Here is a 23,759-nt window from a genome sequence, read left to right as displayed (position 1 = left end):
CGGGCCGTACCCGCCGGCCGGCGCATCCGGGCCGCCGGGTCCGGCCGCGCCCTGGCCAGGACAGCCCGGCCAGTCCGCACCGTGGCCGGGCCAGCCGGGGCAGGCCGGGCCGGGACAGCCGGGTCCGGGGCAGGCCGGCGCGTGGCCGGGCCAGCCGGGGTGGCCGCCGGGGTGGCCGGGTCGGCNGCCCGCCTGATCGACCTGGGCGTGGTGTTCCTGCTCAACGCCCTGGTCAACGGCTGGTTCGTGTGGCGCTACTTCGAGGCCGTCTCGCCGTACCTGCGCGAGTCGTGGCGCCGGGCGTTGAACGGGGACACCTCCACCGAGGGCCTGCCCCAGATCGACGACCAGGCCGGCGCGCTCCAACTCGCCATCCTGGTGATCGCCACCGCGCTCTGGTACGCGTACGAGGTGCCGTCGATGGCCGCGCGCGGGCAGACCTTCGGCAAGCGGCTGGTNCCCGGCGCTGGAGCACGCTCGGGCTGCCCACGCTGCTCTGGTACTGCTGCGGACTCGGCCTGCTGTTCCAGTTCGTCGTCGCCGTCTCGCCGCTGTTCGACCAACCGCTGCGCCAGGCCCTGCACGACAAACGGGCGCAGACCGTGGTGGTCCAACTCCCCCGTGACCGGCCCGACCCCCGTACCGCCCCGCGCGACCGCGCCGACCCCCCGGGAGACACCCCATGACCGACACCGGACGTCACCAGCCCGCGCCGCGGCTCACCCGCGCCGACCTGGACGCGCTGCCCAACTACGTGCCCGGGCGCAGCCCCGCCGACCTGGCCCGGGAGCTGGGCCTGCCCGAGGCGATCAAGCTGGCCAGCAACGAGGTGCCCTACGGCCCGCTGCCCGGCGTGGTGGAGGCGGTCGCCGAGGCGGTGGCGGGCTCCCACCGCTACCCGGACATGGGCGTGGTGGCGCTGCGCCAGGCCCTCGCCGAGCGGTACGGCGTGGACGCCGACCGGATCGCCACCGGCTGCGGATCGGTGGCGCTGGCCGAGCACCTGGTACGCGCCACCTGCCTGCCCGGTGACGAGCTGCTCTACTCGTGGCGCTCCTTCGAGGCGTACCCGATCATCGCGGCGACCAGCGGCGCGACCAGCGTGCGGGTGCCAAACGACGCCGGGCACGGGCACGACCTGGACGCGATGGCGGCCGCGGTGACCGACCGGACCCGGATGGTGCTGGTCTGCAACCCGAACAACCCCACCGGTACGGCAGTGCGCCGCGCCGAGCTGGACCGCTTCCTCGACGCGATGCCGGACGACGTGCTCGTGGTGATCGACGAGGCGTACCGCGAGTTCGTCACCGACCCGGAGGTGCCGGACGGCCTCGGCTACCTGGACCGGCCGAACGTGGCGGTGCTGCGCACCCTCTCCAAGGCGTGGGGCCTGGCCGGCCTGCGGATCGGCTGGCTGGTCGCCGCGCCGGCGGTGGCCGCCGCCGTGCGCAAGGTGGTCACCCCGTTCTCCACGAGCATGGCCGCCCAGGCCGGCGCGCTGGCCGCGCTGGCGCAGGCCGACGAGGTGCAGCGGCGGTGCGCGCTGGTGGTGGCCGAGCGGGACCGGGTGACCGAGGCGCTGCGCAAGTTCGTCCCGGACGTGCCGGAGAGCCAGGCCAACTTCGTCTGGCTGCCGTTGGGTGAGCGGGCGGTGGACTTCGGCAAGGCGTGCGAGGCGCGTGGGGTCATCGTCCGGCCGTTCCCGGGGGACGGGGTGCGGGTCACGGTCGGTACGCCGGCGGAGAACGACGCGTTCCTGGTGGTCGCCGAGGGGGCGCTGGGCTGAGACCGAAGCAGGGGCCCCTTCTTGACGCCTGGCGTCGAGAAGGGGCCCCTCTCACCACCGGTCGACGTTAGGTGGCGGCCAGCAGCACCGGCTCGGCCATCAGGAAGTAGGCCTGGTCGTCGTCGGGCGGGCGGGCACGCTCGCGCAAGCGTTCCACCGCGACGTAGCCGTCCACCGCGTAGGCGCGGCCCGGCCGCCAAGCGATCCCGTCCCGCCCGACGGTGAGTACGAACTGCGACCGGGACGCGCCGGTGAGCGGGTCCAGCGTGACCAGCTCCCGCCGGTCGGTCAGCAGGTGCACCCGCCCCGGCTCGACCGCGAGCACCCGGGCCGGGTGGATGTCGGTCCGGCGCCACAGCTCCTCGCCGGTACGCGGGGACCGCCCGGTCACCACCGCACCGGAGGTGTCCACCACCCGCTCGCCGTCCAGCACCGACTCCGGGCCGTCCAGGCCGGGCGCGGCGGTCGGCTCGCCGGGGTCCGTCACCAGCCAACCCCGGCTGCCCTCGCCCCCCGGGCCGGCTGTGCGCAGCCCGCGACAGCCGGAGCGCCCGTCGCGGCAGCCGACCGGCGTGACCACGAGGCCCTCCGGCGCGTCCGGCGGTCGCCACCTGGTCCGGACCACACCGGTCGCCGCGTCCCGCAGCTCGACCGCGACCGGCCCGGCGCAGCGGTCCACCCCGACCAGCTCACCGCTCGCCGTGGTGCCCACGTCCGACCGGCAGCCCCGGTCGACGTCGGTGCGCCAGAGCCGGCGACCGTCGGCCAGGGCGTACCCGCCGATCCGGCCCGGACCGGCGGCGAGCAGCACGGACCGGCCGTCGGCGGTGCGTGCGACGTGCAGGCCGACCGGATCCCAGACCGGGTCGGCGAAGGTGCGGCGGGGCTCCGGCACCGCGCCCGGCTCCGGGCCGTCGGCCCGCCAGGCCACCCCGCCGGTACGCGCGTCCAGCGCCACCAGCTTCCCGTCGGACCAGCGGCTGACCACGGTGGTGCCCTCGGCGAGCACCCCGACCACCGTCGCCGGCCAGCGGCGGTAGGACCAGAACGGGGTGACCCGGTGCCGCCCGGTGACCGGCTGGTCCGCGTACACCTGACGGGTGCCGGCATAGACGCGGAGCCGGCCGTCCACGACCAGCGGCGCCACCGGCAGCCGCCCGATCACCTGAGCGGTCGGTGCGGGCGCCGCCGGGTACGGCTCCCGGGCCACGGTCTCGACCTCGGCGGGGGCCAGCACCCGGGCGACCACGGCGACCGACGCCGCGACGGCCAGCACCACCACCAGCGCCACCACGGCCCGCCGCCCGCCGGCCTTCGCCATCCGCCACCTCCGACCCGGCACCCTACCGGCCGGATCCGCTCACCCAGCTCCCGGCTTCCGCAAGCTTTGGGTGCGTTTGTGGTTGCCCAGGCGACCACAAACGCACCCAGAAGGCGACACCGGGCGGCGACGCGACGGCAGCGGGCGGCCGGAGGGGCTCAGGCAGCCTCGGCGGATCGGGTGGGGTCGGCGGCGAGGGCCAGGTCGGCCAGGTCACGCCGGAGCGCGCCCTCCACCGCCCGTGCGGCCAGGCCGCCGAGAATCAGCGCCAGCACCCGACCGTACGGCCGGGTGGGCACCGCCTGCTGCTCGACCGTGACCTCGGTGCAGCCGCGCCGCCGGCGCTCGACCGTGCGCAGCGTCCAGGTGATCCGGTAGTCGACGCCGGCCCCGCGCGAACCGAGCACCAGCCGGCCCGGTGCGACCGCCTCGACCACCTCAAACCCCTCCGGCTCGGCCCCGCCGTCCGGCCAGACCCGGGTCTCCCGCCAGGCGGTGCCGGGCCCGAACCCACCGGCGGTGAGCACCTCGACCGCGCCCACCGCGGAGAGCCAGTCGGCGCGGGACGGGAGGTCGGTCAGCAGGCGCCACAAATCGGCGTCCTGCGCTTCGATGAAGGCGGAAACGGTCACCGTCGACATGGGCACCTCCCGTGTCGTCCACGGTACGGGCCGTCACCGCGATGGGGGACCCCTGCGGTGACATTTCCNCACCGGGGTGGGAACCGTCAGCCGCGGAACGCGTCACCGCGCAGCGCGGTGACGAACGCGGCCCAGCCCGGCGGGCTCACGGCCAGCGCCGGGCCCTCCGGGTCCTTCGAGTCGCGTACGCCCACCACGCCGTGCGCGGTGACCACGTTGGTGGCCACCTCGACGCAGAGGCCCTGATCGTTGGAGCGGCTGCTGGTACGCCAGACGGCGCCGGTCAGCTCGGTCATGCGGGGTCCTTCCTGTTCTCCGACTCGGCTTCTTCCGATTCGGTGCGCCCCGGCTCGGCATCGCCGGGGTACACGCNCCGGTCGCACAGTGGGTGCGACCGGGGCCGTCGTCGGGGAAGCTCGGCTCAGCGGGCCGGCAGGACCGTCCCGGTGACCTCGCCGAGGGCGATGGTGGTGCCGTCCGGGCCGGGTGCCGTGGCGGTGATGGTCACCGTGTCGCCGTCGGCCAGGAAGGTCCGCTCACTGCCGTCGGCGAACTTCACCGGCTCGGCCCCGCCCCAGGTCAGCTCCAGGAACGAGCCGACCTGGCCGCGCTGAGGGCCGGAGACGGTGCCGGAGGCGTAGAGGTCACCGGTGCGCAGCGACGCCCCGTTGACGGTGAGGTGGGCGAGTTGCTGCGCCGGGGTCCAGTACATGGTGGCGAACGGCGGCTCGGCAACCCGCTCGCCGTTCCATTCCACCGCCAGCGTCAGGTCCAGCCCGAGGCGCGGGCTGTCGCGCAGGTAGTCCTGCACCGGCGGGTCCTGGTCGGGTGCGGGGACGAACGCGTGGGCCAGCGCCTCCAGCGGCGTGACCCAGCCGGAGACGGAGGTGGCGAAGGACTTGCCGAGGAACGGGCCGAGCGGCTGGTACTCCCAGGCCTGGATGTCCCGGGCCGACCAGTCGTTGACCAGCACCACACCGAAGATGTGGTCGGCGAAGTCGGCCGTCGGCACCCGGTCGCCGAGCCGGCTCGGCACGCCGACCACGAAACCGACCTCGGCCTCGATGTCCAGGCGTACGGAGGCGCCGGTGGTGGGGCCCTGCGCGCTGGCGCGCTGCCCGGTGGGGCGGACCACCGGGGTACCGGAGACGACCACCGTCCCGGCCCGACCGTGGTAGCCGATCGGCACGTGCTTCCAGTTCGGCAGCAGCGGCGGCTGACCGGGCCGGAAGATCTGCCCGACGTTCGCGGCGTGGTGCTCCGACGAGTAGAAGTCGACGTAGTCCGCCACCTCGAACGGCAGCAGCAGCTCGACCTCGCGCACGCCCACGAGCAGCGGCTCCACCGCCGGCCGGTGCGCCGGGTCGGTGAGCAGCTCGATGATCCGCGCCCGGACGGCGGTCCACTGCGGCCGGCCGAGCGCCAGGAAGGCGTTCAGCGTGTGCCGGCCCAGCGCGCCGCCGGCCAGCACCAGACCGGCCGCCTCGGCGCCGGCCAGGTCCAGCACGAGGTCGCCGATGCGGACACCGATCCGCGGCTCGCGGTCGTCGTGCCGGAACACGCCGTACGGCAGGTTCGTCACCCCGTACGGCGACCCCACCGCCCCGTCAACCCAGCTCATGAGTTGAATCCTCCGTTCACCAGCCCCAGCCGGATCAGATCGGTCAGTGGTTCGGGGATGCTGCACGAGCCGTACCCGACCCAGAGCGGGCGCTCCGCCTCGCGCCCGGCCCGGGCCGACTCGACCACGCGCACCGGATCGGTGGCGGCCAGCAGCTCGGCGACGCCGTCCACCTCGACGCCGTCCACCGCGGCCAGCGTGGCGGCCAGCACGTTGACGAAGCCGTGATGGGTGAAGCCGGTCTCCGGGTCGCGGTGCCGGATCGCGTGGTGCAGCCCGGCGGTGAGCTTGAACGGCAGGTCCCGGTCCCGGCAGCCGCAGATCACCGCGGCCAGCTCGACGGGGGTGGGGAACAGCTCGGCGGCGAGCCCGCCGGTGCGGAACTTGGCCGCCACCGGCAGCCCGCCGGCCCGCGCACCGGCGAGCGCGTCCAGCGCGCCCATCAGCCCGAACGTCAGCGGGACCTCGGCGTAGACGGCGGTGCCGTCGAGCCGGCCGGCGAGCGCGACCAGCTCGGCCACGCCCGGCTGCGGGTCCTCGCCCCGCTTGGCGACCGGCGCCTCGACCTGCCGGGCGGTGACGCCGTCGGGCGTCAGCGCCGACAGCGCGGCGGGTAGCTGGTCGAGGCCGGTGTCACCGATCAGCCCGATGACGAGACCCGGGTCGGCCAGGCCGTGCAGCGCGCCGGCCTGCACCGCCGAGGCGGGCAGCAGCAGCGGGCCGACCAGTGCGGCGTACCAGGCCGCGCGGTGCCCGCGGTGCGCGGTCACCGCGTCGGGCAGCGCGGCGTTGCCGGGCGGGAAGACCGCGGCGTCGTCCACCAGGCCGGCGAAGAGGCGGGGCACCTGCGTTGACACGAGACAAGAATGTACGGGACGCTACGAGGAACGGACAACAGCGTCCGATTATCGGACGCAGCCGGCCGGACAACGGGACATAACGGGAGGCGAGATGCCGTACTACCGCAGCGTGGGCGAGGTGCCCCGCAAGCGCCACACCCAGTTCCGCCAGCCCGACGGCACGCTCTACACGGAGGAGCTGGTCGGCCAGGAGGGCTTCTCCTCCGACTCGTCGCTGCTCTACCACCGCCACGCGCCGACCGCGATCCTCGCCGCGGAGGAGTTCGCGCCGCCCACCGTCACCCGGGTGCCGAACCTGCCGCTCAAGCCGCGCCACCTGCGCACCCACAAGCTCGACGGCACCGGTGCGGATCCGGTGCTCGGCCGGCAATACCTGCTCGCCAACGACGACGTCCGAATCGCGTACGTGCTGGCCGACCGGCCCTCGCCGCTGTTCCGCGACGCCACCGGCGACCACTGCCTCTACCTGGAGTCGGGGTCGATGCGGGTGGAGTCGCCGTTCGGCGTGCTCGACGCGGTCGCCGGCGACTACGTCGTCATCCCCACCTCGACCATCCACCGGCTGGTGCCGACCGGCGACGAGCCGACCCGGCTGCTCGCCGTCGAGGCGACCGGACACATCGGCCCGCCCAAGCGCTACCTCTCCGTACGCGGGCAGTTCCTGGAGCACGCGCCCTACTGCGAGCGCGACGTCCGGGGACCGGGCACCCCGCTGCTCGTCGACGGCGAGGAGGTGGAGGTGCTGGTCAGGCACCGGCGCGGTTGGACGAAGTACGTCTATGCCAACCACCCGTTCGACGTGGTCGGCTGGGACGGGCACATGTACCCGTGGGCGTTCTCCATCCACGACTTCGAGCCGATCACCGGGCGGATCCACCAGCCGCCGCCGGTCCACCAGACGTTCTCGGGCCCGAACTTCGTGATCTGCTCGTTCGTGCCGCGCAAGGTGGACTACCACCCGGCCGCCATCCCGGTGCCGTACCACCACCACAACGTCGACTCCGACGAGATGCTGTTCTACACCGGCGGCAACTACGAGGCCCGGCGCGGCTCCGGCATCGAGCAGGGCTCGATCTCGCTGCACCCGTCCGGCTTCACCCACGGCCCCCAGCCGGGCGCCGCCGAACGCTCGATCGGGGCGGACTTCTTCGACGAGCTGGCCGTCATGGTGGACACGTTCCGCCCGCTGGACCTCTGCGACGCGGGCACCGCCTGCGAGGACGACGGCTACGCCTGGACCTGGGCCCGCAAGCCCTGACGTACGCCGGTGGGGGCCGCGCGGGCGCGGCCCCCACCACCGCAGGTCGTCAGAACGTGGACGCGTCGATCACGAAGCGGTAGCGCACGTCGGAGGCGAGCACCCGCTCGTACGCCTCGTTGATCTTCTCGGCTCCGATCACCTCGATCTCCGCGCCCAACCCGTGCTCGGCGCAGAAGTCGAGCATCTCCTGGGTCTCCGCGATGCCACCGATGCTGGAGCCGGCGAACGACCGCCGCGCCGGAATCAACGAGAACGCGCGCACCGACAGCGGGTGTTCCGGCGCGCCCACGTTGACGAGCGTGCCGTCCACGGCCAGCAGCCCCAGGTAGGCGTCCATGTCGATCACCGCGCTGACCGTGTTCACGATCAGATCGAACGAGCCGGCCAGCTCCGTGAACACCTCTTCGTCCGAGGTGGCGAAGTAGTGGTCGGCGCCGAGCCGCAGCCCGTCCTCCCGCTTCTTCAACGACTGGGACAGCACGGTCACCTCGGCGCCCATGGCGTGGGCCAGCTTGACGGCCATGTGCCCCAGACCGCCCATGCCGATCACGGCCACCCGCTTGCCCGGCCCGGCGTTCCAGTGCCGCAGCGGCGAGTACGTGGTGATGCCGGCGCAGAGCAGCGGCGCGGCGGCGTCCAGCTCGATGCCGTCCGGAATCCGCAGCACGAAGTCCTCGGTGACCACGATGGCCTGCGCGTAGCCGCCCTGGGTCGGCTTGCCGTCCCGGCCCACCCCGCCGTACGTGCCGATGTTGCCCCTGAGGCAGTACTGCTCCAGGCCCTGGCGGCAGCTGTCGCACTCCCGGCAGGAGTCGACCATGCAGCCGACACCGACCCGGTCGCCGACGGCGAACTTCGTCACCGCGGAGCCGACCTCCCGCACCACGCCGGCGATCTCGTGGCCGACCACGATCGGGTAGGTGGTCGGGCCCCACTCGCTGCGCGCGGTGTGGATGTCGGAGTGGCAGATGCCGGCGAACCTGATGTCGATGAGGACGTCTTCCGGTCCGAGGTCCCGCCGCTCGATGGTGGTCGGCGTGAGCGGATCCGTCGCGGACGTCGCCGCGTAGGCGTTGACGGTGAGCATCGGACCTTCCTACCCGCGGCGGAGCACCGTGAACCCGGCGACCACCGTGGCCGTGATCGTGCCCACCAGCGGCCACGGGCCGCCGGCCAGCGCGTACACCGCCAGCAGCAGCGGCGCGGCGGCCGTCGCGTAGACGGCCGGGGCCAGGCCGCGGGCCATCGCCTCCCGCACGCCCGGCGACCGGGCCAGGGGCAGGCCCGCCAGCACCCCGACGCCGACCGCGGCCAGCACCGCGAGCAGCCGGGACGCGCCCGGCGCGGCCGGAGCCAGCGCGGCGACCAGCACGGCGAGCACCAGCGACCAGCCGGCGGCGGAGAGTACCAGCCGGCGCAGGTCGGCGTCGGCGACCCGCATCGGATCGGGGCCGGCCGGCGAGATGTCGGCCACCTCGGTCAGGTGTTCCAGCGTCTCCGCGTAGCGGCGCCGCTCCAGCCGGGCCACGCCCGGCTCCTGCCCCGCCCCGGCCAGCTCCGGGTCCAGCCGCAACGCCTCGCGGTAGGCCCGTTCGGCCAGGTCGAACAGNCCCCGCCAGGCCGCGTCCAGCGCCGGCTGCCCGTTACGCGAGGCGGAGAGGATCGCGGCGGCACTGCGCTGCGCGTACGCGTCGGTGGGGCCGAGCGCCAGGATCTCGTCCCCGGTGCTCGCGGCGGCCGTCCACCGCTCCAGGTCGAGCAGCGCGAGCCCGCGCACCACGAGCGCCGGCACGTCGCCGGGGGCCGCCGCCAGCGCCGCCTCGGCCCCCGCCAGCGCCTCGGCGGGACGGCGGGCGGCGAGCTGCATCCGGGCCAGCATGGTCAACGCGCCCAGGTGTGCGGGCTCGGTCGCGATCAACGCGGTGAGTTCGCCGATGCCCTCGTCGTAACGGCCCAACTCGGCGAGGAGGTGGGCGCGCTGAAGGTGGCCGTCAGCGGCGGACTGGTCGGGGGCGGCGTCACTCGGCATCCCGGCGAGCGTATCCGCCGTCGCCCAGCCTCCCGGCACGGGTCAACCCGCCGGCGCCTCGTACACCAGCGCCACCGCAATCCCGGCCAGCCCTTCGCCGCGCCCGGTGAACCCCAGCCCGTCGGTGGTCGCGGCGGACACCGTGACCGACGCGCCGACCGCCTCGGAGAGCACCCGCTGCGCCTCCTCCCGGCGCGGCCCGATCTTGGGCCGGTTGCCGACCACCTGGACGGACACGTTGCCGATCGCGAGGCCGGCCGCCCGTACCCGCCGCGCGCTCTCGGTCAGCAACGCCACCCCGGAGGCGCCCGCCCACTCCGGCTGGTCGACCCCGAAGTTCGCGCCCAGGTCGCCGAGGCCGGCGGCGGAGAGCAGCGCGTTGCAGGCGGCGTGCGCGACCACGTCGGCGTCCGAGTGGCCGGCCAGGCCGTCCTGGCCGGGCCAGTGCAGGCCGGCGACCCAGCAGGGCCGCCCGGCCGCGAACGCGTGCACGTCGGTGCCGACGGCCACCCGAGGAACGATCATGACCCGAGGGTACGCGTCGCCCGACCGGTCGAGTTGACCAAGGAGTTCGTGTCACCTTCAGCGCGTGGCCGCGACGCCAACTCCTTGATCAACCGTTGAAGGGCGTCCGGTCAGGCGCCGAGGGTCAGGAGGTGCTCGGCCAGGGCCAGGTCGAACGGGCGGGTGATCTTCAGGGCCAACTCCGACCCGGGTACGCAGACCACCGCAACGCCCTGCTTCTCCACCAGACCGGCGTCGTCGGTGAGCGGGTCGCCGGCTGCCCGGTGCGCGGCGGTCAGCACCGACCGCCGGAAGCCCTGCGGCGTCTGCACCGCCCGCAGGGCGGCCCGGTCGACCGTGCCGAGCACCCGCTCGGTGGCGTCGACCTCCTTGATGGTGTCGACCACGGGCAGCACCGGGATCACCGCATCGTGCCCGCCACGGACCGCCTCGGCCACGGACTCGACCAGGTCGGGCGGGGTGAGCGCCCGGGCCGCGTCGTGCACCAGGACGATCTCCGGGCCGGTGGGAACGGCGGCGAGGGCCGCCGCGACGGACGCCTGACGCTCGGCGCCGCCCGGGATCACGGTCACCGGGGCCACCGGCACGAGCATCGCCCGCACCGACTCGACGTCGGCGGCCGGCGCGGCCACCACGATCGTGTGCACCGAGCGCGCCGCGGCGATCCGGCGAACGGCGTGCACCAGCAGCGGCTCGCCGGCAAGCGGCCGGAGCGCCTTGGGCGCGCCGGGGCCGAGGCGTACCCCGGCACCGGCCGCAGGAACGAGGACCGCGACGTCACCGCGCGGATTGAGCTGCGCGGTCACGTCGCGGTCCTCGGATTCGTTCGCTGCGGTACGGGTAGAGGCAGAGGTGCGGATCAGGCCTCGGTCAGCACCTTGTCGAGCAGCGTCTCGGCCTCGTCCTTGGTGCTCTTCTCGGCCAGCGCGACCTCGCCCACGAGGATGTCACGGGCCTTGGCGAGCATCCGCTTCTCGCCCGCCGACAGGCCCCGCTCCCGCTCCCGGCGCCACAGGTCGCGGACGACCTCGGCCACCTTCAGCGGGTTGCCGGAGGCCAACTTCTCCAGATTCGCCTTGTAACGCCGCGACCAGTTGGTGGGCTCCTCGGTGTGCGGTGCACGGAGCACGTCGAAGACCTTGCCGAGGCCCTCTTCGCCGACCACCTCGCGCACACCCACGATCTCGGCGTTCTCGGCGGGCANCCCTTGATGACCCGAGTCTCGATTGCCTCGATGAGTGCGGCCCCGTGGTGGGGGTAAACAACGGTCTCGCCGACACTGAAAACCATAGGTTCGAAACCCCTTTCGCTGTGTCTAGGGTAACACGCTCAGGCACCGATGTCTCACCGCTGTCCTGACCGTTGGCGCAGCTCAGGGGCCCTGTGAGAGGTATTTCTTCGGCTTGACAGGCGGTCAAACCGGTGGTTTGAACACGCTCCGTGATGAGCGGATGACTACCCGGTAAGGGTGGTGGGAGCGGCTGGATCTAGGGCGATGCGCTTCTTCCATGGTAGCGCCGGAACTCCACCCGCGCCCAGGTGTGGCCATACGACGGCCGGTGCGGGAGGCTGGGGGGTGGACGCGACGTCCGCTCACCGAGACGTTTCTGGGGGTCCGATGGGCGTGCCTGACGCTGACGGCCAGGGGCCGCCGGACGGGCTGCCCGGGCTGCCCCCCGAGTGGGGCCGGGTGGTCGTCCCCGACGACGCCTCGATGCTCGCCGACGAGGCCCGGCAGATCCGCCGCGAGCTGCGCCGCCACCGGCGGCACGGCCCCCGCCCGGGCCCGGCCCGGCTCGGGCTGCCCGTGCTGGCGCTGCTGGTCTCGGTGCTGGTCACGCTCGCCGGCCTGGCCGCCGTCACCTGGCCACGGTCCACCCGCTCCGGCGCGCCGACCGTGCTGCCCCGGACCACGGCCACCCCGCTGGTGGTCGGCCCCCTGCCCGCGCTCGACCTGGCCGGCCCCGACGGCCCGGTGCCACTGCGCAGCCTGCTCCCCGCCATGATCATCCTGACCGACGCCTGCACCTGCGTCGACCAGGTCGGCGCGGCGGCGGCCACCGCGCCCGCCGGGGTCACCGTGGTCACCGTGACCGAGGGCCGCAGCGCCGGTCCCGTCACCGTCCCCGGGGTACGCCCCCTCGGTGACCCGGCCGGCGGGCTGCGTTCCTACCTGCGCCTCTCCCCCCACCCGGGCACCGCCGCCGCGCTGCTGGTGGACCGGCGAGGCACCCTGGTCCGGGTGGTGCCGGAGCTGGGCCCCGCCAGCGACTACCGCGAGGAACTGGCCCGGCTGGGCACCTGAACCCGGTTCAGTAGAGCCCGGCCAGCCCGGCGTCCAGGTCCAACTGCCGCTCGCCCGCCGTGAACCGGACGACCACCGGCCCGCCGGTGGCGACGAGCGGCTGGAACACCGCCGGCCCGCCGCAGTCGACCAGCAACTGCGCCCCGTCGTCCGCCGCGCCCGACCAGGACACCGTCAGCGGGCCGGGGCCACGGCAGGCCACGGTGAGCAGGTGGCGAGCGCCGGGGGCGGAGCTGGTCTGCCGCTCGACGCCGGCCCCCGCACGCAGGTGGGAACCGTCGTGCCAGAGCAGGTCGGAGCGGGCCGGCTCCCGTTCGACCACCGCCAGGCCCGGTCGCCCACCGGACGACACGTCCCCGGTCGCCGGGTCGACCACCCGGACCCGTGCCGCGCGGTCCGCGAACGGGTCGGACTCCGGCGTGAACGGGGCCGGATCCGCCGACCCGGAGCCGGGACCGGACCCGACCGGACCGAGGTCGGGCATCGCCGAGCGCCACCACCAACCGCCGACCGCCAGCGCCAGCACGGTCAGCCCGGTCAGCAGCGCCCGCCGGATCCGCTCCTCCGAGGCCATGTCGGGCAGCGTATCGACCCGACGTGTCCCCGGGCGACCCGTCGTCAGGGGGTGCGCTCCAACAGGGCCGCGTAGAGGGTCAGCCCCGGCCCGAAGGCGAGCATCACCACCCGCCTCGGCGGGGCCGGCCGGGTCCGGCACAGCCGGTCCAGGATCAGCAGCACCGTCGGGGACGAACAGTTGCCGTGCTCGGCCAACGTCTCCCGGGATGCCGCCAGCGCCGTGGGCGGCAGGGCCAGCTCGCGTTCCACCACGTTCAGGATCCGGGGGCCACCCGGGTGCACCGCCCAGCCGTCCACGTCGGACCGCTCGCACCCGTGCCGGGCCAGCAGGCCGTCCACCAGGTCACACACATACCGGGAGAGCACCTTGGGCACCTTCGGCGACAGCCCCATCCGGAAGCCGGTGTCGGTGACGTCCCAGGTCATGTGGTCGGCGGTGGAGGTGTCGGTGACCGAGGTCAGCTCGCGCAACGCGTACCCCCGGCCGCCGGGCACGACCACGGCGGCGACCGCGGCGTCCGAGAACAGCGCGTGCGAGACGATCTGCTGGGTGTCCACCCGGGCGCCCGGCGGCTGGATGTGCAGGCTGGTCAGTTCCGCGCAGAGCAGCAGCGCGGGCCGTCCCCGGGCGGTGACGAAGTCGCTCGCCGCGCCGAGCCCGGGCAGGGCCGCGTAGCAGCCCATGTGCCCGACGAACATGCGCTGGGTGTCCGGGGCCATGCCGAGGTCACGGGCGAGCAGGATGTCCAGGCCGGGGGTGGCGTAGCCGGTGCAGGAGCAGACCACGAACAGCCCGACGTCGCCGGCGTCCAGGCCGGCGGCGGTGAGCGCGCGACTGACCGCCTCCTTGCCGAGCGGCAGCGCCTCGACCTGGTAGCGGCGCATCCGACGCTCGGTGGGCCACTCCGAGACGTCCTCCAACAGCGGGTTCACCGCCGCCTGCCGGCGCGTCACCCCAGCGTTGGCGAAGATCTTCTCCGCCAGCGCACGGGTGGTTCCGGAGAAGTGCCGCTCGAAGAAGCCCGTCCACAGCTCGTCCTGCGCGGCGGCCGGCGGTTGCGCCGTACCCAGACCCGCGATCACCGGTACGCCCACGTGCCCCACCTCTCGGATCCCGTCAGAATTCCTCGCGCTCACCAACGAGGGGACGCCCCGTCACGGTCCGGGTCACCGCCGAGCGCGGCGATGCCGAGCCAGTCGGCACACACGTCGGACGTGGCCGGGTGCAGCGATCCGCAGCGGGCGTCCCGGTAGAGCCGCTCCAGCGGATGGCCCCGCCGGGACGCCGACGTGCCGGCCGCCTCCAGCATGGACGCCGCCACCTCGGCGGCGGTGGTCCCGGCCAGCAGCTTCGCGCGCCACACCCAGCGGTTCGTCTCCGCGTCGCCGGGGAACTCGTCGACCCGGCGGGCCGCCTCGGCGACCACCAGCTCGGCGGCGGCGGTGGCCGCGTCCGCCCGGCCCAGCCGGGCCCGGACCGCCGGCAGACCGGCCAGGTTCCGCGCGTTCAGGTGCTCGGCGGCGGCGTCGATCGCGGCCCGGGCCACCCCGACGTAGACGGCCGCGTAGCTCGCCACCAGCCAGTGCGGCATGAGCTGGGCCACCACCAGCGCCAGCCCCTCCACGCCGCCGAGCAACCGGTCGGCCGGGACGGTCACGTCCAGGTGCAGGTCGTGCGAGGAGGTGGCCCGCATGCCGAGCGAGTCCCAGGTGGGTTCGACCGTGATCCCCGCGCCGGCCGGGACCAGGAACTGCGAGACCACGGACTGGTCGGCGGCGCTGCGCGCGGCCACCAGGTAGCCGTCCGGGTGGCCCGCGCCGGAGCAGAACGTCTTGCTGCCCTTGATGTGCCACCCGCCGTCGACCGGCTCGTAGACGGTGCTGAGCTGCGACAACCGGGCGCCGGCGCCGCGTTCGCTCATCGCCACCGCGTACCACGCGCCGTCGGCCGCCGCGCGCAGCAACCGGTCCCGGGCGGCCAGGGCCTCGTCGGGTACGCCGAGCGCCTCGGCCAGTTCCTCGGTGACCGCGCCCAACGCCCCGGTCACCGAGGCGTGCATGTTGAACACCAGTGCGGTGGCGCCGTTGCCCCGCGCCAACTCGGTGGCGACCGCCGCGTACTCGGCGAAGCCGGCGCCGACGCCACCCAGCTCGCGCGGCACCATCAGCCCGAACAGGCCGGCCTCCCGGAGGTCGGCGAAGTCGTCCACCGGGAACGAGCCGTCCCGGTCGTGCGCGGCCGCGCGGGCGGCCAGTCGCGGCGCCAACCGGCGGGCCGCCTCCAGCGCGTGCACAGTCATGTCGCCCCCTTCTCGGCGTCCCTTTACCCCGGGTGGCCCCGGCTACCCGCTGCGGCGCCCCCGGCCCTGGTAGAGCACGGCGGTGGACCGGGTGGGCACGATGCGGGGCTCCGTCCGGGCCGGACGGTCGCCGCCCCGCCACCGGCGCAGCAACCAGGCCAGCGTGCCGCCCAGCTCCGGGCGGAGCCCGCGCACCCGCAACGCCACGCCGTGCCGGGCACACTCGGCGACCAGCGCGCGGGCGTCCACGAACAACCGTGGGTCGTGGATGCCCCGCGGCACGGTGGGCAACCGTTCCCCCAGCTCCACCGCGACCAGCCGGGCCAGCAGGGTGTCGTTGAGCGTGTCGAGCACCAGCAGCCCACCGGGCCGCAACAGCCGGCACGCCTCGGCCACCGCCCGCCGCCAGTCCGGCACATGTTCCAGCAGCTCACCGGCGGAGACCACGGCGGCGCAGCCGTCGGCCAGCGGCACCGCCGTGGCATCGCCCTGGAGCACGGTCACGCCGTGCGCGGCGGCCTGGTCGAGCGCGGAGCGGGTCAGGTCCACCCCGACGTGCCGGTAGCCCTTGCCGGCCAGGTGCGGGGCCAGCAGCCCGGCACCGCAGCCGAGGTCGACCAGCAGGTCGTCCCGGGTGGACGCCGGCGGCACCAGGGCCGCGCGGGCCCGGGCCAGCCAGTGCAGCATGGCGAAGGCGCCGTCCGGCCGCCACCACTCGCCCGCCAGGTCGTCGTACTGCCGGGGGTCGTTCGGTGGCAGCATCCGGTACGGAATGGACACCGGGGACACATCTGGCATGGACCGAGCGTGGCACGACTCCCCGGTAACGACCAGACTTCCCTTATGTCGACGCGGGTGTTAGGGCTGGTCAGGGCGAGCCATCCGGAGCCGGCGGCGGCGGTCGTCGTGGTCGCCGCGCTGCTCGCCGCCGGCGTCGGGCACTCCGCCGCCCGGGTCGCCGCGGTGGCGCTCACGGTGCTGGCCAGCCAGCTCGCGGTCGGCTGGAGCAACGACCTGATCGACGCCGACCGGGACGCCGCGGTGGGGCGTACCGACAAGCCGGTGACCACCGGCGCGGTGGCGCGGTCGACGCTGGCCCGGGCCACCGCGGTGGCCGCCGTCGCCACGCCGCTGTTGGCGCTGGCCGGCGGCCCGGCCGCGGCCGTCTGCGCCACCCTCGGGCTGGTCTCCGCGCTGCTCTACAACCGGCCGTTGAAGTCGACGGCGGTGTCGGTGCTGCCCTACGCGGTGTCGTTCGGCGCGTTGCCCGCCTTCGTGGTGCTGGCCCTGCCGGGCGCGCCCGCGCCGCCGGCCTGGCTGGTCGCCGCCGCGGCGCTGCTGGGCGCCGGGGCGCACTTCGCGAACGTCCTGCCCGACCTGGCCGACGACGCCCGGACCGGGGTGCGCGGGCTGCCGCACCGACTCGGCCCGACGGGCAGTCGGCTGGCCGCCGCCGGGCTGCTCCTCGCGGCCACCGTCGCCCTGGTCTTCGGCCCGCCCGGGCCGCCGTCGTGGACCGGCCTGTCGGCGGTCGCGGCCGCCGTCGCGGTGCCGGCCCTCGGCTGGTACGCGGGGCGCGCCGCGACCGGCGACCGGCCGGTGACCGCGTTCCGGGCGGTGCTGGTGGTCGCGCTCATCGATGTGGTGCTGCTGGTGGCGAGCGGCCGGGTGGTCTGAGCGGCCCCCGCCCGGGGTGGCATTGCCGGGTCCCCGTGCGGGCCTCGATCAGCTCCAACTACCCTGGGACCCGGTCTGCGCGGGTATGGCCACCCCGTGCCCGGCGGTCGACCGGGCGGGGATCGTGACGAGGAGGACCGACGTGACGCGCTCGATCAGGGGTTCCCGGGGGCCGGCCCTGCTGCTGGCCGGCACGGCGGCGGCGAGCCTGCTGCTGTCCGGGTGCGGCGCCGGGCAGATCGCCGAGACCGCCAACAAGATCCCGTCGGTGCAGGGCGTCAACGTCCAGACCTCCGACAACCTCTACAAGGTGCGCGGTCTCTACGTGCAGTCCCCCGGTCCGCAGGGCTACGAGGCAGGCGCGGACGCGCCGCTCAACGTGGTGATCTACAACGACAGCCAGGCCCCGGTGACCGTGACCGTCACCACCGACAGCGCCCGGGACATCCGGCTCGCCGGCGGCGGGTCCGCCGAGGGGGCCACCCCGACCGGCTCACCGACCGAGCCGGCCTCGGCGTCGCCCACCGCCACCGACCCGAGCGCCTCGCCCAGCCAGTCGCTCGAGGTGCCCGCCTCGCCGTCGGCCGGCGAGTCCGGCTCGGCCAGCCCGTCGCCGTCGGAGACCGGGTCGGCGCCCGCCGGCCAGCCGGCGCGGATCGAGATCCCGGCGCTCGGCTACGCGCAGTTGAACAGCGGCAACCCGAGGTTCCTCCAGCTCATCGGCCTGAGCCAGAAGCTGCTCGTGGGCCAGCAGGTCAACCTGACCTTCGACTTCGGCGACGGCAAGGTGATCCGGACGCCGGCGCCGATCGGCATCCCGCTGACCCCGCCGGCGCAGCCCTCCGCGGTCGTCAACCCGCGTGAGCACAGCGGTGAGCAGGGCGGCGTCGAGGGTGGCAGCCACGGCTGACGTCGTACCCGTACCGCCGGCACCGCCGCCGTGGCCAGCGCCACGCGGCGGTGTCGCCGTTTCGGGTGGGCTTTCGTCGTACCGTCCGGTTAGCGTCCGGTGGTGACCACGCCCCGATCGACCTCTCCCCGTGCCGGCGCCGGTCGCGGTCGCGCCGCCGCCCGCGAACCCCGCCCGGCCTACGAGTGCGACGCCTGCGGTCACCAGCCGCCCAAGTGGGTCGGCCGGTGCCCCGAGTGCGGCGAGTGGGGCTCGGTGGTCGAGTGCACGGTCACCGGTCCGCTGGTCTCCGGCCGGGTGGTCAGCTCCCGGATGCCCGCCGAGCCGGCCCGGCCGATCGCCACCATCAGCGCCGCACCCGCCCGGGCCCGGCCCACCGGCGTCAGCGAGCTCGACCGGGTGCTCGGCGGCGGGCTGGTCCCCGGCGCCGTGGTGCTGCTGGCCGGCGAGCCCGGCGTCGGCAAGTCCACCCTGCTGCTCGACGTGGCCCAGCAGTGGGCCGCCGGTTCCGGCAGCCCGTCGCTGGTGGTCAGCGGCGAGGAGTCGGTCAGCCAGGTGCGGCTGCGCGCCGAGCGGATGGGCACCCTGCACGACCAGCTCTACCTGGCCGCCGAGAGCGACCTGTCGGCGGTGCTCGGGCACCTCGACGCGGTCAAGCCGGGGCTGCTGGTGCTCGACTCGGTGCAGACCATCTCCACCACCGGCACCGAGGGCGTGCCCGGCGGCGTGACCCAGGTGCGTGCGGTCACCGCGGCCCTGGTGGCGGTCGCCAAGGAGCGCGGGATCGCCACCGTGCTGGTGGGGCACGTCACCAAGGACGGCCAGGTGGCCGGCCCCCGGGTGCTGGAACACCTGGTCGACGTGGTGCTCCACTTCGAGGGCGACAAGCACTCCTCGCTGCGCATGGTGCGCGGCGTGAAGAACCGGTTCGGCGCGGCCGACGAGGTGGGCTGCTTCGAGATGCACGAGGGCGGCATCAGCAGCCTGGCCGACCCGTCCGGCCTGTTCCTGACCCGCTACTCCGAGCCGGTGCCGGGCACCTGCGTGACGGTCGCCATGGAGGGGCGCCGGGCCCTGGTCACCGAGGTGCAGGCGCTGATCGGGGCCACGGTCGCCGGCTCACCCCGCCGCACCGTCTCCGGGCTCGACGGCGCCCGCCTGGCCATGGTTCTCGCGGTGCTCCAGCGCCGCACCGAGCGGCTGACCCTGCACGACCGGGAGGTCTTCGCCGCCACGGTCGGCGGCATCCGGGTGGTCGAGCCGGCGGCCGACCTGGCCGTGGCGCTCGCGGTGGCCTCCGGCGGGCTCAATCTCGCGCTCAACCCGCACCTGGTCGCCATCGGCGAGGTCGGGCTCACCGGCGAGGTGCGGCGGGTCGGTGCGGTCCCCCGCCGGCTGGCCGAGGCCGCCCGGCTGGGCTTCCGGCTGGCCCTGGTGCCGCCCGGGTGCGGGCCCGGGAGCAGCGGTGTCGCACCGGAGAACATGCGCGTGATCGAGGTCACGGACGTGCGGGCCGCCCTCCAGGCTGCCGCCCGCGCGTCCGCGGAGTGACGGTCGGTGACCGAGGGGCGGGAGTGGTGGGGCGTTTCGGGACAGGTCGCGCAGCCAGTCGGCGACCGGCGGAGCCGGACATCGTGACACATCACAGTAACCACGAGAGCACCCACCGCACCGCAGTCCGTAGACTGTGCCCGTGCCGATCGACCGCGATGCCACCAAGCCCGCAACGGCGACGCCGCACGCCCGCACCGGCGCCGTGAGCGGCAACCCCGCCCGTGCCATCAGCGTGAGCGTCACCGGGAGCGTCGGCGGGGCCGGCGGTGACCCGCTGCGGGCCAACCTCGCCCTCATGGCCCCGGGCACCGCGCTCCGCGACGGCCTGGAGCGGATCCTGCGCGGCCGCACCGGTGCGCTGATCGTGCTCGGCTACGACAAGGTGGTCGAGCAGATCTGCACCGGCGGCTTCCCGATGGACGTCGAGTTCTCCGCCACCCGGGTGCGCGAGCTGTGCAAGATGGACGGCGCAGTGGTGCTCTCCAGCGACGGCACCCGGATCGTCCAGGCCGGCGTGCACCTGATGCCCGACCCGTCCATCCCCACCGAGGAGTCCGGCACCCGCCACCGCACCGCCGAGCGGGTCGCCCGCCAGACCGGCTACCCGGTCATCTCGGTCAGCCAGTCGATGCGGATCATCAGCCTCTACGTCAACGGCCAGCGGCATGTGCTGGACGACTCGGCGGCGATCCTGTCCCGGGCCAACCAGGCCCTCGCCACGCTGGAGCGCTACAAGCTCCGGCTGGACGAGGTCTCCGGCACGCTCTCCGCGCTGGAGATCGAAGACCTGGTCACTGTCCGTGACGCGGTGGCTGTGGTGCAGCGGCTGGAGATGGTCCGGCGGATCGCCGACGAGATCGCCGGCTACGTGGTGGAGCTGGGCACCGACGGCCGCCTGCTGGCGCTCCAGCTCGACGAGCTGATGGCCGGCGTGGACGCCGACCGCACCCTGGTCATCCGCGACTACCTGCCGGTCGGCCGCAAGTCGCGCACGCTCGACGAGGCACTTGTCGAGCTGGACCTGCTCAGCGCCACCGAGCTGATCGACCTGGTGGCGGTGGCCAAGGCCATCGGCTACCCGTCCGCCTCCGACGCGCTCGACGCGGCGGTCAGCCCGCGCGGCTTCCGCCTGCTGGCCAAGGTGCCCCGACTGCCGGTGGCCGTGGTCGACCGGCTGGTGGTGCACTTCGGCAGCCTCCAGCGGCTGCTCGGCGCCACCGTGGAAGATCTCCAGGCGGTCGAGGGGGTGGGCGACGCCCGCGCCCGCGGGGTTCGCGAGGGCCTGTCCCGGCTCGCCGAGGCATCCATCCTGGAGCGGTACGTCTGACTCCGCCTCAGTCGGTGACGATCAGCTTCACCGGCTCGCTGATCTTGGTGCCGACCCGGGCGAAGACCTGGTACGTGCCGACCGGAGCGTACGGGCCGGCGGCCAGGCCGGCGGCGCAGCGGGTGGCGTCCCGCCCGTTCCAGCCCAACTCGTAGGCGCGCTCGAAGTTCGGCGTGAACGACTGCACGTCCGAGCCCTTGCCGGTCCCGCAGGTGTCCGAGGACCAGACCCGGTTCGCACCGGCCTTGACGTAGAGCTCCTGGAGGTCGGCGCCGACGTCCCGGCTGCACGTACGGTTCGAGACGTTCTTGATTTTGAGGCGCAGCGTGACCACGGTGCCCCGCTGGGCGCTGGCCGGCACCGCGACCGGCGTCACCTGCAACTCCGAGTCAGTGCAGGTGCCGTCGCCTGAGACGGCCCCCGACGCGCCACCGTCGCCCGTGCCGCCGTCGGTGTTCGTCCCACCGCCGGTGCTCGTGCCACCGCCGCTGGACGTGCCGCCGCCGTCGGCGCTCGTTCCGCCGCCGCTGTTCGTGCCGCCGCCGTCGGTGCCCCCGGAGGCCCCCGGGCTGGGCGACGGGCTGCCCGACTGCGGGGTCAACACCGAACCGGACGGGCCCGGGACCGAACCACTCGGCGACGGCCCGTCGCCGGGCGCGCCGGTGTTACGGCCCGGGCCGGTGCAGGAATAGAGCAGGACAATCAGGAAGAGCAGCCCCGCGCCGAGCACGACGACACGACGCCGCCAGTACACGGCAGGGGGCAGGGGGCCGACCGTCAGACGCATGATGCGCCTACCGTAGCGGCGTCACGCGCGGTGCGCCGGTCCGACGCGCCGAGGACCACTCCCCGCGCCACCTCCGACGTCCACTGTGGATGGGTGTATTTCACCGTCAGAGGTAGACCTGACGCTGGTAGACCGCGTGCGCGCCGGCGACCCGGTCCAGAAAGAGCAACCCCGCACAATGATCGATCTCGTGCTGGAGCGCACGCGCCTCGAAACCGTCAGTAACCAGCCGCACCGCTTCGCCGCTGCCCGGCAGCATCCCCTCCACCACCAGACGGCTCGCCCGCTTCACGTCACCGGTCAGATCGGGCACCGACATGCAGCCCTCCCGGCCGGCCTTCCACCGGGTCGCCTCCACCACCCGGGCGTTGCAGAGCACGAACGTGCCGTGCACGGTGACCGCCTTCGGGTGCCCGGTCACATCCACCGCGAACACCTGGGCACCCACCCCGACCTGCGGTGCCGCCAGGCCCACGCAGCCCGGCGAGACCCGCATGGTGGCCACCAGGTCGGCAGCGAGCCGCACCACCTCGGCCGAGGTCGGGTCCACCTCCGGGCCGGGCCGGCTCAGCACCGGCTCAGGGGCGGTGACCACCGGGCGCACCTCGCCGGGGACGCCCAGCTTCTCCGGTGTCCAGCCGCCCAGGCCGGCGTACCCCTGGGAGGTCACAGCACGTCCGTGTCCGCCGGGCGGAGGCTGACGCCCACCCCCAGCTCCGCCGCGGCGCGGGTGAGCCGGCCGGCGACCTCGTCCGAGCTGCCCGACGGCAACTCGACCTCGGCGACCGCCACGTAGAGCGAGCCGGTCAGCCGGGTGCTCAGATCCGTCACGTTGCCGCCGGCGTCGGCCAGCACCCGGGTCATCGCCGCGACGATGCCCATCCGGTCGGCGCCATGCACCGCCAGCACGTACGGCTCACCGGTGGGCGAGCTGCCGCCGTCCGGCGTGACCGCGCGTACGGTGGCCAGCAGGTGCCCGTCGGCGGCGAGCGGGGCCAGCGCGGCCTCGACGTCGGCGGCGGCCGGGCCCACGCAGATCAGGGTCATCGCGAAGTGCCCCCGCAGCCGGGTCATCGTCGAGTCGGTGAGGTTCGCGCCGAGCCGGGCGAGGACCTCCGCGACGTCGGCGACGATGCCCGGCCGGTCCCGGCCGATGACGGTGATCGCGAGCTCGTTCATCCGGACATTCTGCCCCGCCACCCGTGATCCGATCCGTCGGCCCACCCGGCCCGCCCAAGCTACGGGAAAGCCGGCCGTGACATCATCGGCAACGCCATGTCAGAACCCACCTTCGCCACCCTGGTCAGCCGGTGGTACGAGCGCAACGCCCGCGACCTGCCGTGGCGCAAGCCCGACGTCGGCGCCTGGGCGATCCTGGTCAGCGAGGTCATGCTCCAGCAGACGCCGGTGGCCCGGGTGGTGCCCGCCTGGGAGGCGTGGCTGGCCCGCTGGCCGGAGCCGCGTGCGCTGGCCGAGGACACCCCGGCCGAGGCGATCCGGATGTGGGGCCGACTCGGCTACCCCCGCCGGGCGGTACGCCTACGCGAGTGCGCGGTGGCCGTCGTGGAACGGCACGGCGGCGTCGTGCCCGACCGTCTGGACCAACTGCTGGCGCTGCCCGGCGTCGGCACGTACACGGCGCGGGCGGTGGCGGCATTCGCGTACGGGCAACGGCACCCGGTGGTGGACACCAACGTCCGGCGCGTGGTGTGCCGGGCGGTGGCCGGTGAACCCGACGCCGGGCCGACCACCCGTCCCGCCGACCTGGTCGCCACCGAGGAACTGCTGCCCGTCGAACCGGCTGCCGCCGCCCTGGCCAGCGCGGCGTTCATGGAACTCGGTGCGGTCGTCTGCACCGCCCGCGCGCCCCGCTGCGCGGTCTGCCCGGTCGAAGCCACCTGCGCCTGGCGGGCCTCCGGGCAGGCCGCCCCGGCCGGGCCGACCCGCCGTCCGCAGCGCTACGCCGGCACCGACCGTCAGGTACGCGGCCTGCTCCTCGCGGTGCTCCGGGACACCACCGGCCCGGTGCCGCACCAGCGGCTGGACCAGGTCTGGCACGACGACGTGCAGCGGGCGAGGGCACTGGCCGGTCTGGTCACCGACGGCCTGGTGGAACCGGTGGGCCCGGAGTCCTTCCGACTGGCCGGCGACGGTCCGCCGGTCCCCCTGCCCTGACGGCCCATCCCACCCCCAGCGTTGATCAAGGAGCTTGCGTCACCGGCCGTCTCCGTGACGACGCAAACTCCTTGATCACGGGGGTGAGGGCGGGGGAAGGGGGG

General features: G+C 74.6%; 24 protein-coding genes and 2 pseudogenes. 9 read left to right on the top strand and 17 right to left on the bottom strand.

Annotation, left to right across the window (positions count from 1 at the left end; all coding sequences use genetic code 11):
* Positions 1 to 81: 81 nt before the first annotated feature.
* Together B1205_RS33535 and hisC are read left to right on the top strand one after the other, a co-directional pair.
* Positions 82 to 399 (top strand): annotated as a pseudogene (locus B1205_RS33535) (RDD family protein); the annotation flags it as partial.
* Positions 400 to 682: 283 nt separating this feature from the next.
* Entirely contained in the window at positions 683 to 1,786 is a 1,104-nt protein-coding gene (gene hisC, locus B1205_RS22445) for a histidinol-phosphate transaminase (RefSeq protein WP_089157415.1), read from the top strand.
* A 67-nt stretch (positions 1,787 to 1,853) separates the two neighbouring features.
* Here hisC and B1205_RS22440 read toward each other — a convergent pair whose 3' ends face one another.
* From B1205_RS22440 to B1205_RS22420, 5 genes are all read right to left on the bottom strand, one after another.
* The gene (locus B1205_RS22440) at positions 1,854 to 3,107 is read right to left on the bottom strand and encodes an outer membrane protein assembly factor BamB family protein (protein WP_089157414.1); all 1,254 of its coding nucleotides are present in this window, start codon (positions 3,105 to 3,107) and stop codon (positions 1,854 to 1,856) included.
* Between the two features lie 158 nt (positions 3,108 to 3,265).
* Positions 3,266 to 3,748 carry an SRPBCC family protein gene (locus tag B1205_RS22435; protein WP_089157413.1) on the bottom strand — a complete coding sequence of 161 codons (483 nt, stop codon included), beginning with the start codon at positions 3,746 to 3,748 and terminating at the stop codon, positions 3,266 to 3,268.
* Positions 3,749 to 3,834: 86 nt separating this feature from the next.
* Entirely contained in the window at positions 3,835 to 4,044 is a 210-nt protein-coding gene (locus tag B1205_RS22430; protein ID WP_089157412.1) for a DUF397 domain-containing protein, read from the bottom strand.
* A 125-nt stretch (positions 4,045 to 4,169) separates the two neighbouring features.
* Positions 4,170 to 5,369 carry a fumarylacetoacetase gene (gene fahA / locus B1205_RS22425; protein WP_089157411.1) on the bottom strand — a complete coding sequence of 400 codons (1,200 nt, stop codon included), beginning with the start codon at positions 5,367 to 5,369 and terminating at the stop codon, positions 4,170 to 4,172.
* Positions 5,366 to 6,226, bottom strand: coding sequence for a hypothetical protein (locus tag B1205_RS22420; RefSeq protein ID WP_176308746.1), 861 nt, complete (start codon positions 6,224 to 6,226; stop codon positions 5,366 to 5,368). Before B1205_RS22420 ends, fahA begins: the two co-directional genes overlap by 4 nt.
* Positions 6,227 to 6,320: 94 nt before the next feature.
* On the opposite strand from B1205_RS22420, the gene B1205_RS22415 reads away from it, so the two are divergent.
* Positions 6,321 to 7,487, top strand: a complete 1,167-nt coding sequence (locus tag B1205_RS22415; RefSeq protein ID WP_089157409.1) for a homogentisate 1,2-dioxygenase — start codon at positions 6,321 to 6,323, stop codon at positions 7,485 to 7,487.
* A 49-nt stretch (positions 7,488 to 7,536) separates the two neighbouring features.
* Here the strand turns inward: B1205_RS22415 and B1205_RS22410 are convergent, their stop codons facing one another.
* The 5 genes and pseudogenes from B1205_RS22410 to B1205_RS22390 all read right to left on the bottom strand — a co-directional run bounded on the left by B1205_RS22410 (position 7,537) and on the right by B1205_RS22390 (position 11,334).
* Positions 7,537 to 8,577 carry an NAD(P)-dependent alcohol dehydrogenase gene (locus B1205_RS22410; RefSeq protein ID WP_089157408.1) on the bottom strand — a complete coding sequence of 347 codons (1,041 nt, stop codon included), beginning with the start codon at positions 8,575 to 8,577 and terminating at the stop codon, positions 7,537 to 7,539.
* Positions 8,578 to 8,586: 9 nt separating this feature from the next.
* Positions 8,587 to 9,519, bottom strand: a complete 933-nt coding sequence (locus B1205_RS22405; RefSeq protein WP_089157407.1) for a tetratricopeptide repeat protein — start codon at positions 9,517 to 9,519, stop codon at positions 8,587 to 8,589.
* A 42-nt stretch (positions 9,520 to 9,561) separates the two neighbouring features.
* Positions 9,562 to 10,044: a 2-C-methyl-D-erythritol 2,4-cyclodiphosphate synthase gene (gene ispF / locus B1205_RS22400; RefSeq protein WP_089157406.1), complete on the bottom strand. Its 483-nt coding sequence runs from the start codon at positions 10,042 to 10,044 to the stop codon at positions 9,562 to 9,564.
* Positions 10,045 to 10,154: 110 nt separating this feature from the next.
* A complete protein-coding gene (ispD, locus tag B1205_RS22395; RefSeq protein ID WP_089157405.1) occupies positions 10,155 to 10,850 on the bottom strand; it encodes a 2-C-methyl-D-erythritol 4-phosphate cytidylyltransferase in 696 nt (231 codons plus the stop codon).
* 53 nt (positions 10,851 to 10,903) lie between these two features.
* Positions 10,904 to 11,334: pseudogene (locus tag B1205_RS22390) on the bottom strand (CarD family transcriptional regulator).
* 328 nt (positions 11,335 to 11,662) lie between these two features.
* On the opposite strand from B1205_RS22390, the gene B1205_RS22385 reads away from it, so the two are divergent.
* The gene (locus tag B1205_RS22385; protein ID WP_089157404.1) at positions 11,663 to 12,349 is read left to right on the top strand and encodes a hypothetical protein; all 687 of its coding nucleotides are present in this window, start codon (positions 11,663 to 11,665) and stop codon (positions 12,347 to 12,349) included.
* Between the two features lie 7 nt (positions 12,350 to 12,356).
* Here the strand turns inward: B1205_RS22385 and B1205_RS22380 are convergent, their stop codons facing one another.
* Genes B1205_RS22380 through B1205_RS22365 form a run of 4 tightly spaced genes read right to left on the bottom strand, consistent with a single transcriptional unit; the run spans position 12,357 to position 16,023 of the window.
* Positions 12,357 to 12,923, bottom strand: a complete 567-nt coding sequence (locus B1205_RS22380; RefSeq protein WP_089157403.1) for a hypothetical protein — start codon at positions 12,921 to 12,923, stop codon at positions 12,357 to 12,359.
* Positions 12,924 to 12,967: 44 nt separating this feature from the next.
* Positions 12,968 to 14,029, bottom strand: a complete 1,062-nt coding sequence (locus B1205_RS22375) for a type III polyketide synthase (protein ID WP_089157402.1) — start codon at positions 14,027 to 14,029, stop codon at positions 12,968 to 12,970.
* A 29-nt stretch (positions 14,030 to 14,058) separates the two neighbouring features.
* Complete coding sequence (locus B1205_RS22370; protein ID WP_089157401.1) at positions 14,059 to 15,225, bottom strand: acyl-CoA dehydrogenase family protein; 1,167 nt, start codon at positions 15,223 to 15,225, stop codon at positions 14,059 to 14,061.
* A gap of 42 nt (positions 15,226 to 15,267) precedes the next feature.
* A complete protein-coding gene (locus tag B1205_RS22365; RefSeq protein ID WP_089157400.1) occupies positions 15,268 to 16,023 on the bottom strand; it encodes a methyltransferase domain-containing protein in 756 nt (251 codons plus the stop codon).
* Positions 16,024 to 16,068: 45 nt separating this feature from the next.
* On the opposite strand from B1205_RS22365, the gene B1205_RS22360 reads away from it, so the two are divergent.
* The 4 genes from B1205_RS22360 to disA all read left to right on the top strand — a co-directional run bounded on the left by B1205_RS22360 (position 16,069) and on the right by disA (position 20,693).
* Complete coding sequence (locus B1205_RS22360; RefSeq protein ID WP_089157399.1) at positions 16,069 to 16,902, top strand: UbiA family prenyltransferase; 834 nt, start codon at positions 16,069 to 16,071, stop codon at positions 16,900 to 16,902.
* A 142-nt stretch (positions 16,903 to 17,044) separates the two neighbouring features.
* A complete protein-coding gene (locus B1205_RS22355) occupies positions 17,045 to 17,812 on the top strand; it encodes a hypothetical protein (RefSeq protein ID WP_089157519.1) in 768 nt (255 codons plus the stop codon).
* A 102-nt stretch (positions 17,813 to 17,914) separates the two neighbouring features.
* Complete coding sequence (radA, locus tag B1205_RS22350) at positions 17,915 to 19,363, top strand: DNA repair protein RadA (RefSeq protein WP_089157518.1); 1,449 nt, start codon at positions 17,915 to 17,917, stop codon at positions 19,361 to 19,363.
* Between the two features lie 142 nt (positions 19,364 to 19,505).
* Complete coding sequence (gene disA / locus B1205_RS22345; RefSeq protein ID WP_089157517.1) at positions 19,506 to 20,693, top strand: DNA integrity scanning diadenylate cyclase DisA; 1,188 nt, start codon at positions 19,506 to 19,508, stop codon at positions 20,691 to 20,693.
* 7 nt (positions 20,694 to 20,700) lie between these two features.
* On the opposite strand, the gene B1205_RS22340 is transcribed toward disA, so the two are convergent.
* From B1205_RS22340 to B1205_RS22330, 3 genes are all read right to left on the bottom strand, one after another.
* Positions 20,701 to 21,480 carry a hypothetical protein gene (locus tag B1205_RS22340; RefSeq protein ID WP_089157398.1) on the bottom strand — a complete coding sequence of 260 codons (780 nt, stop codon included), beginning with the start codon at positions 21,478 to 21,480 and terminating at the stop codon, positions 20,701 to 20,703.
* Between the two features lie 106 nt (positions 21,481 to 21,586).
* Positions 21,587 to 22,150 carry a peptide deformylase gene (locus B1205_RS22335; RefSeq protein WP_089157397.1) on the bottom strand — a complete coding sequence of 188 codons (564 nt, stop codon included), beginning with the start codon at positions 22,148 to 22,150 and terminating at the stop codon, positions 21,587 to 21,589.
* The gene (locus B1205_RS22330; protein WP_089157396.1) at positions 22,147 to 22,659 is read right to left on the bottom strand and encodes a glycine cleavage system protein R; all 513 of its coding nucleotides are present in this window, start codon (positions 22,657 to 22,659) and stop codon (positions 22,147 to 22,149) included. Before B1205_RS22330 ends, B1205_RS22335 begins: the two co-directional genes overlap by 4 nt.
* 96 nt (positions 22,660 to 22,755) lie before the next feature.
* Here B1205_RS22330 and B1205_RS22325 point away from each other — a divergent pair, with 96 nt between their 5' ends.
* Positions 22,756 to 23,655 carry an A/G-specific adenine glycosylase gene (locus B1205_RS22325; RefSeq protein WP_089157395.1) on the top strand — a complete coding sequence of 300 codons (900 nt, stop codon included), beginning with the start codon at positions 22,756 to 22,758 and terminating at the stop codon, positions 23,653 to 23,655.
* The last annotated feature ends 104 nt before the right edge of the window (positions 23,656 to 23,759 follow it).

Source organism: Micromonospora sp. NBS 11-29 (genome assembly GCF_002140155.1).
Taxonomy (GTDB): Bacteria; Actinomycetota; Actinomycetes; order Mycobacteriales; family Micromonosporaceae; genus Micromonospora.
This window is presented reverse-complemented; position numbering and strand designations above follow the sequence as displayed.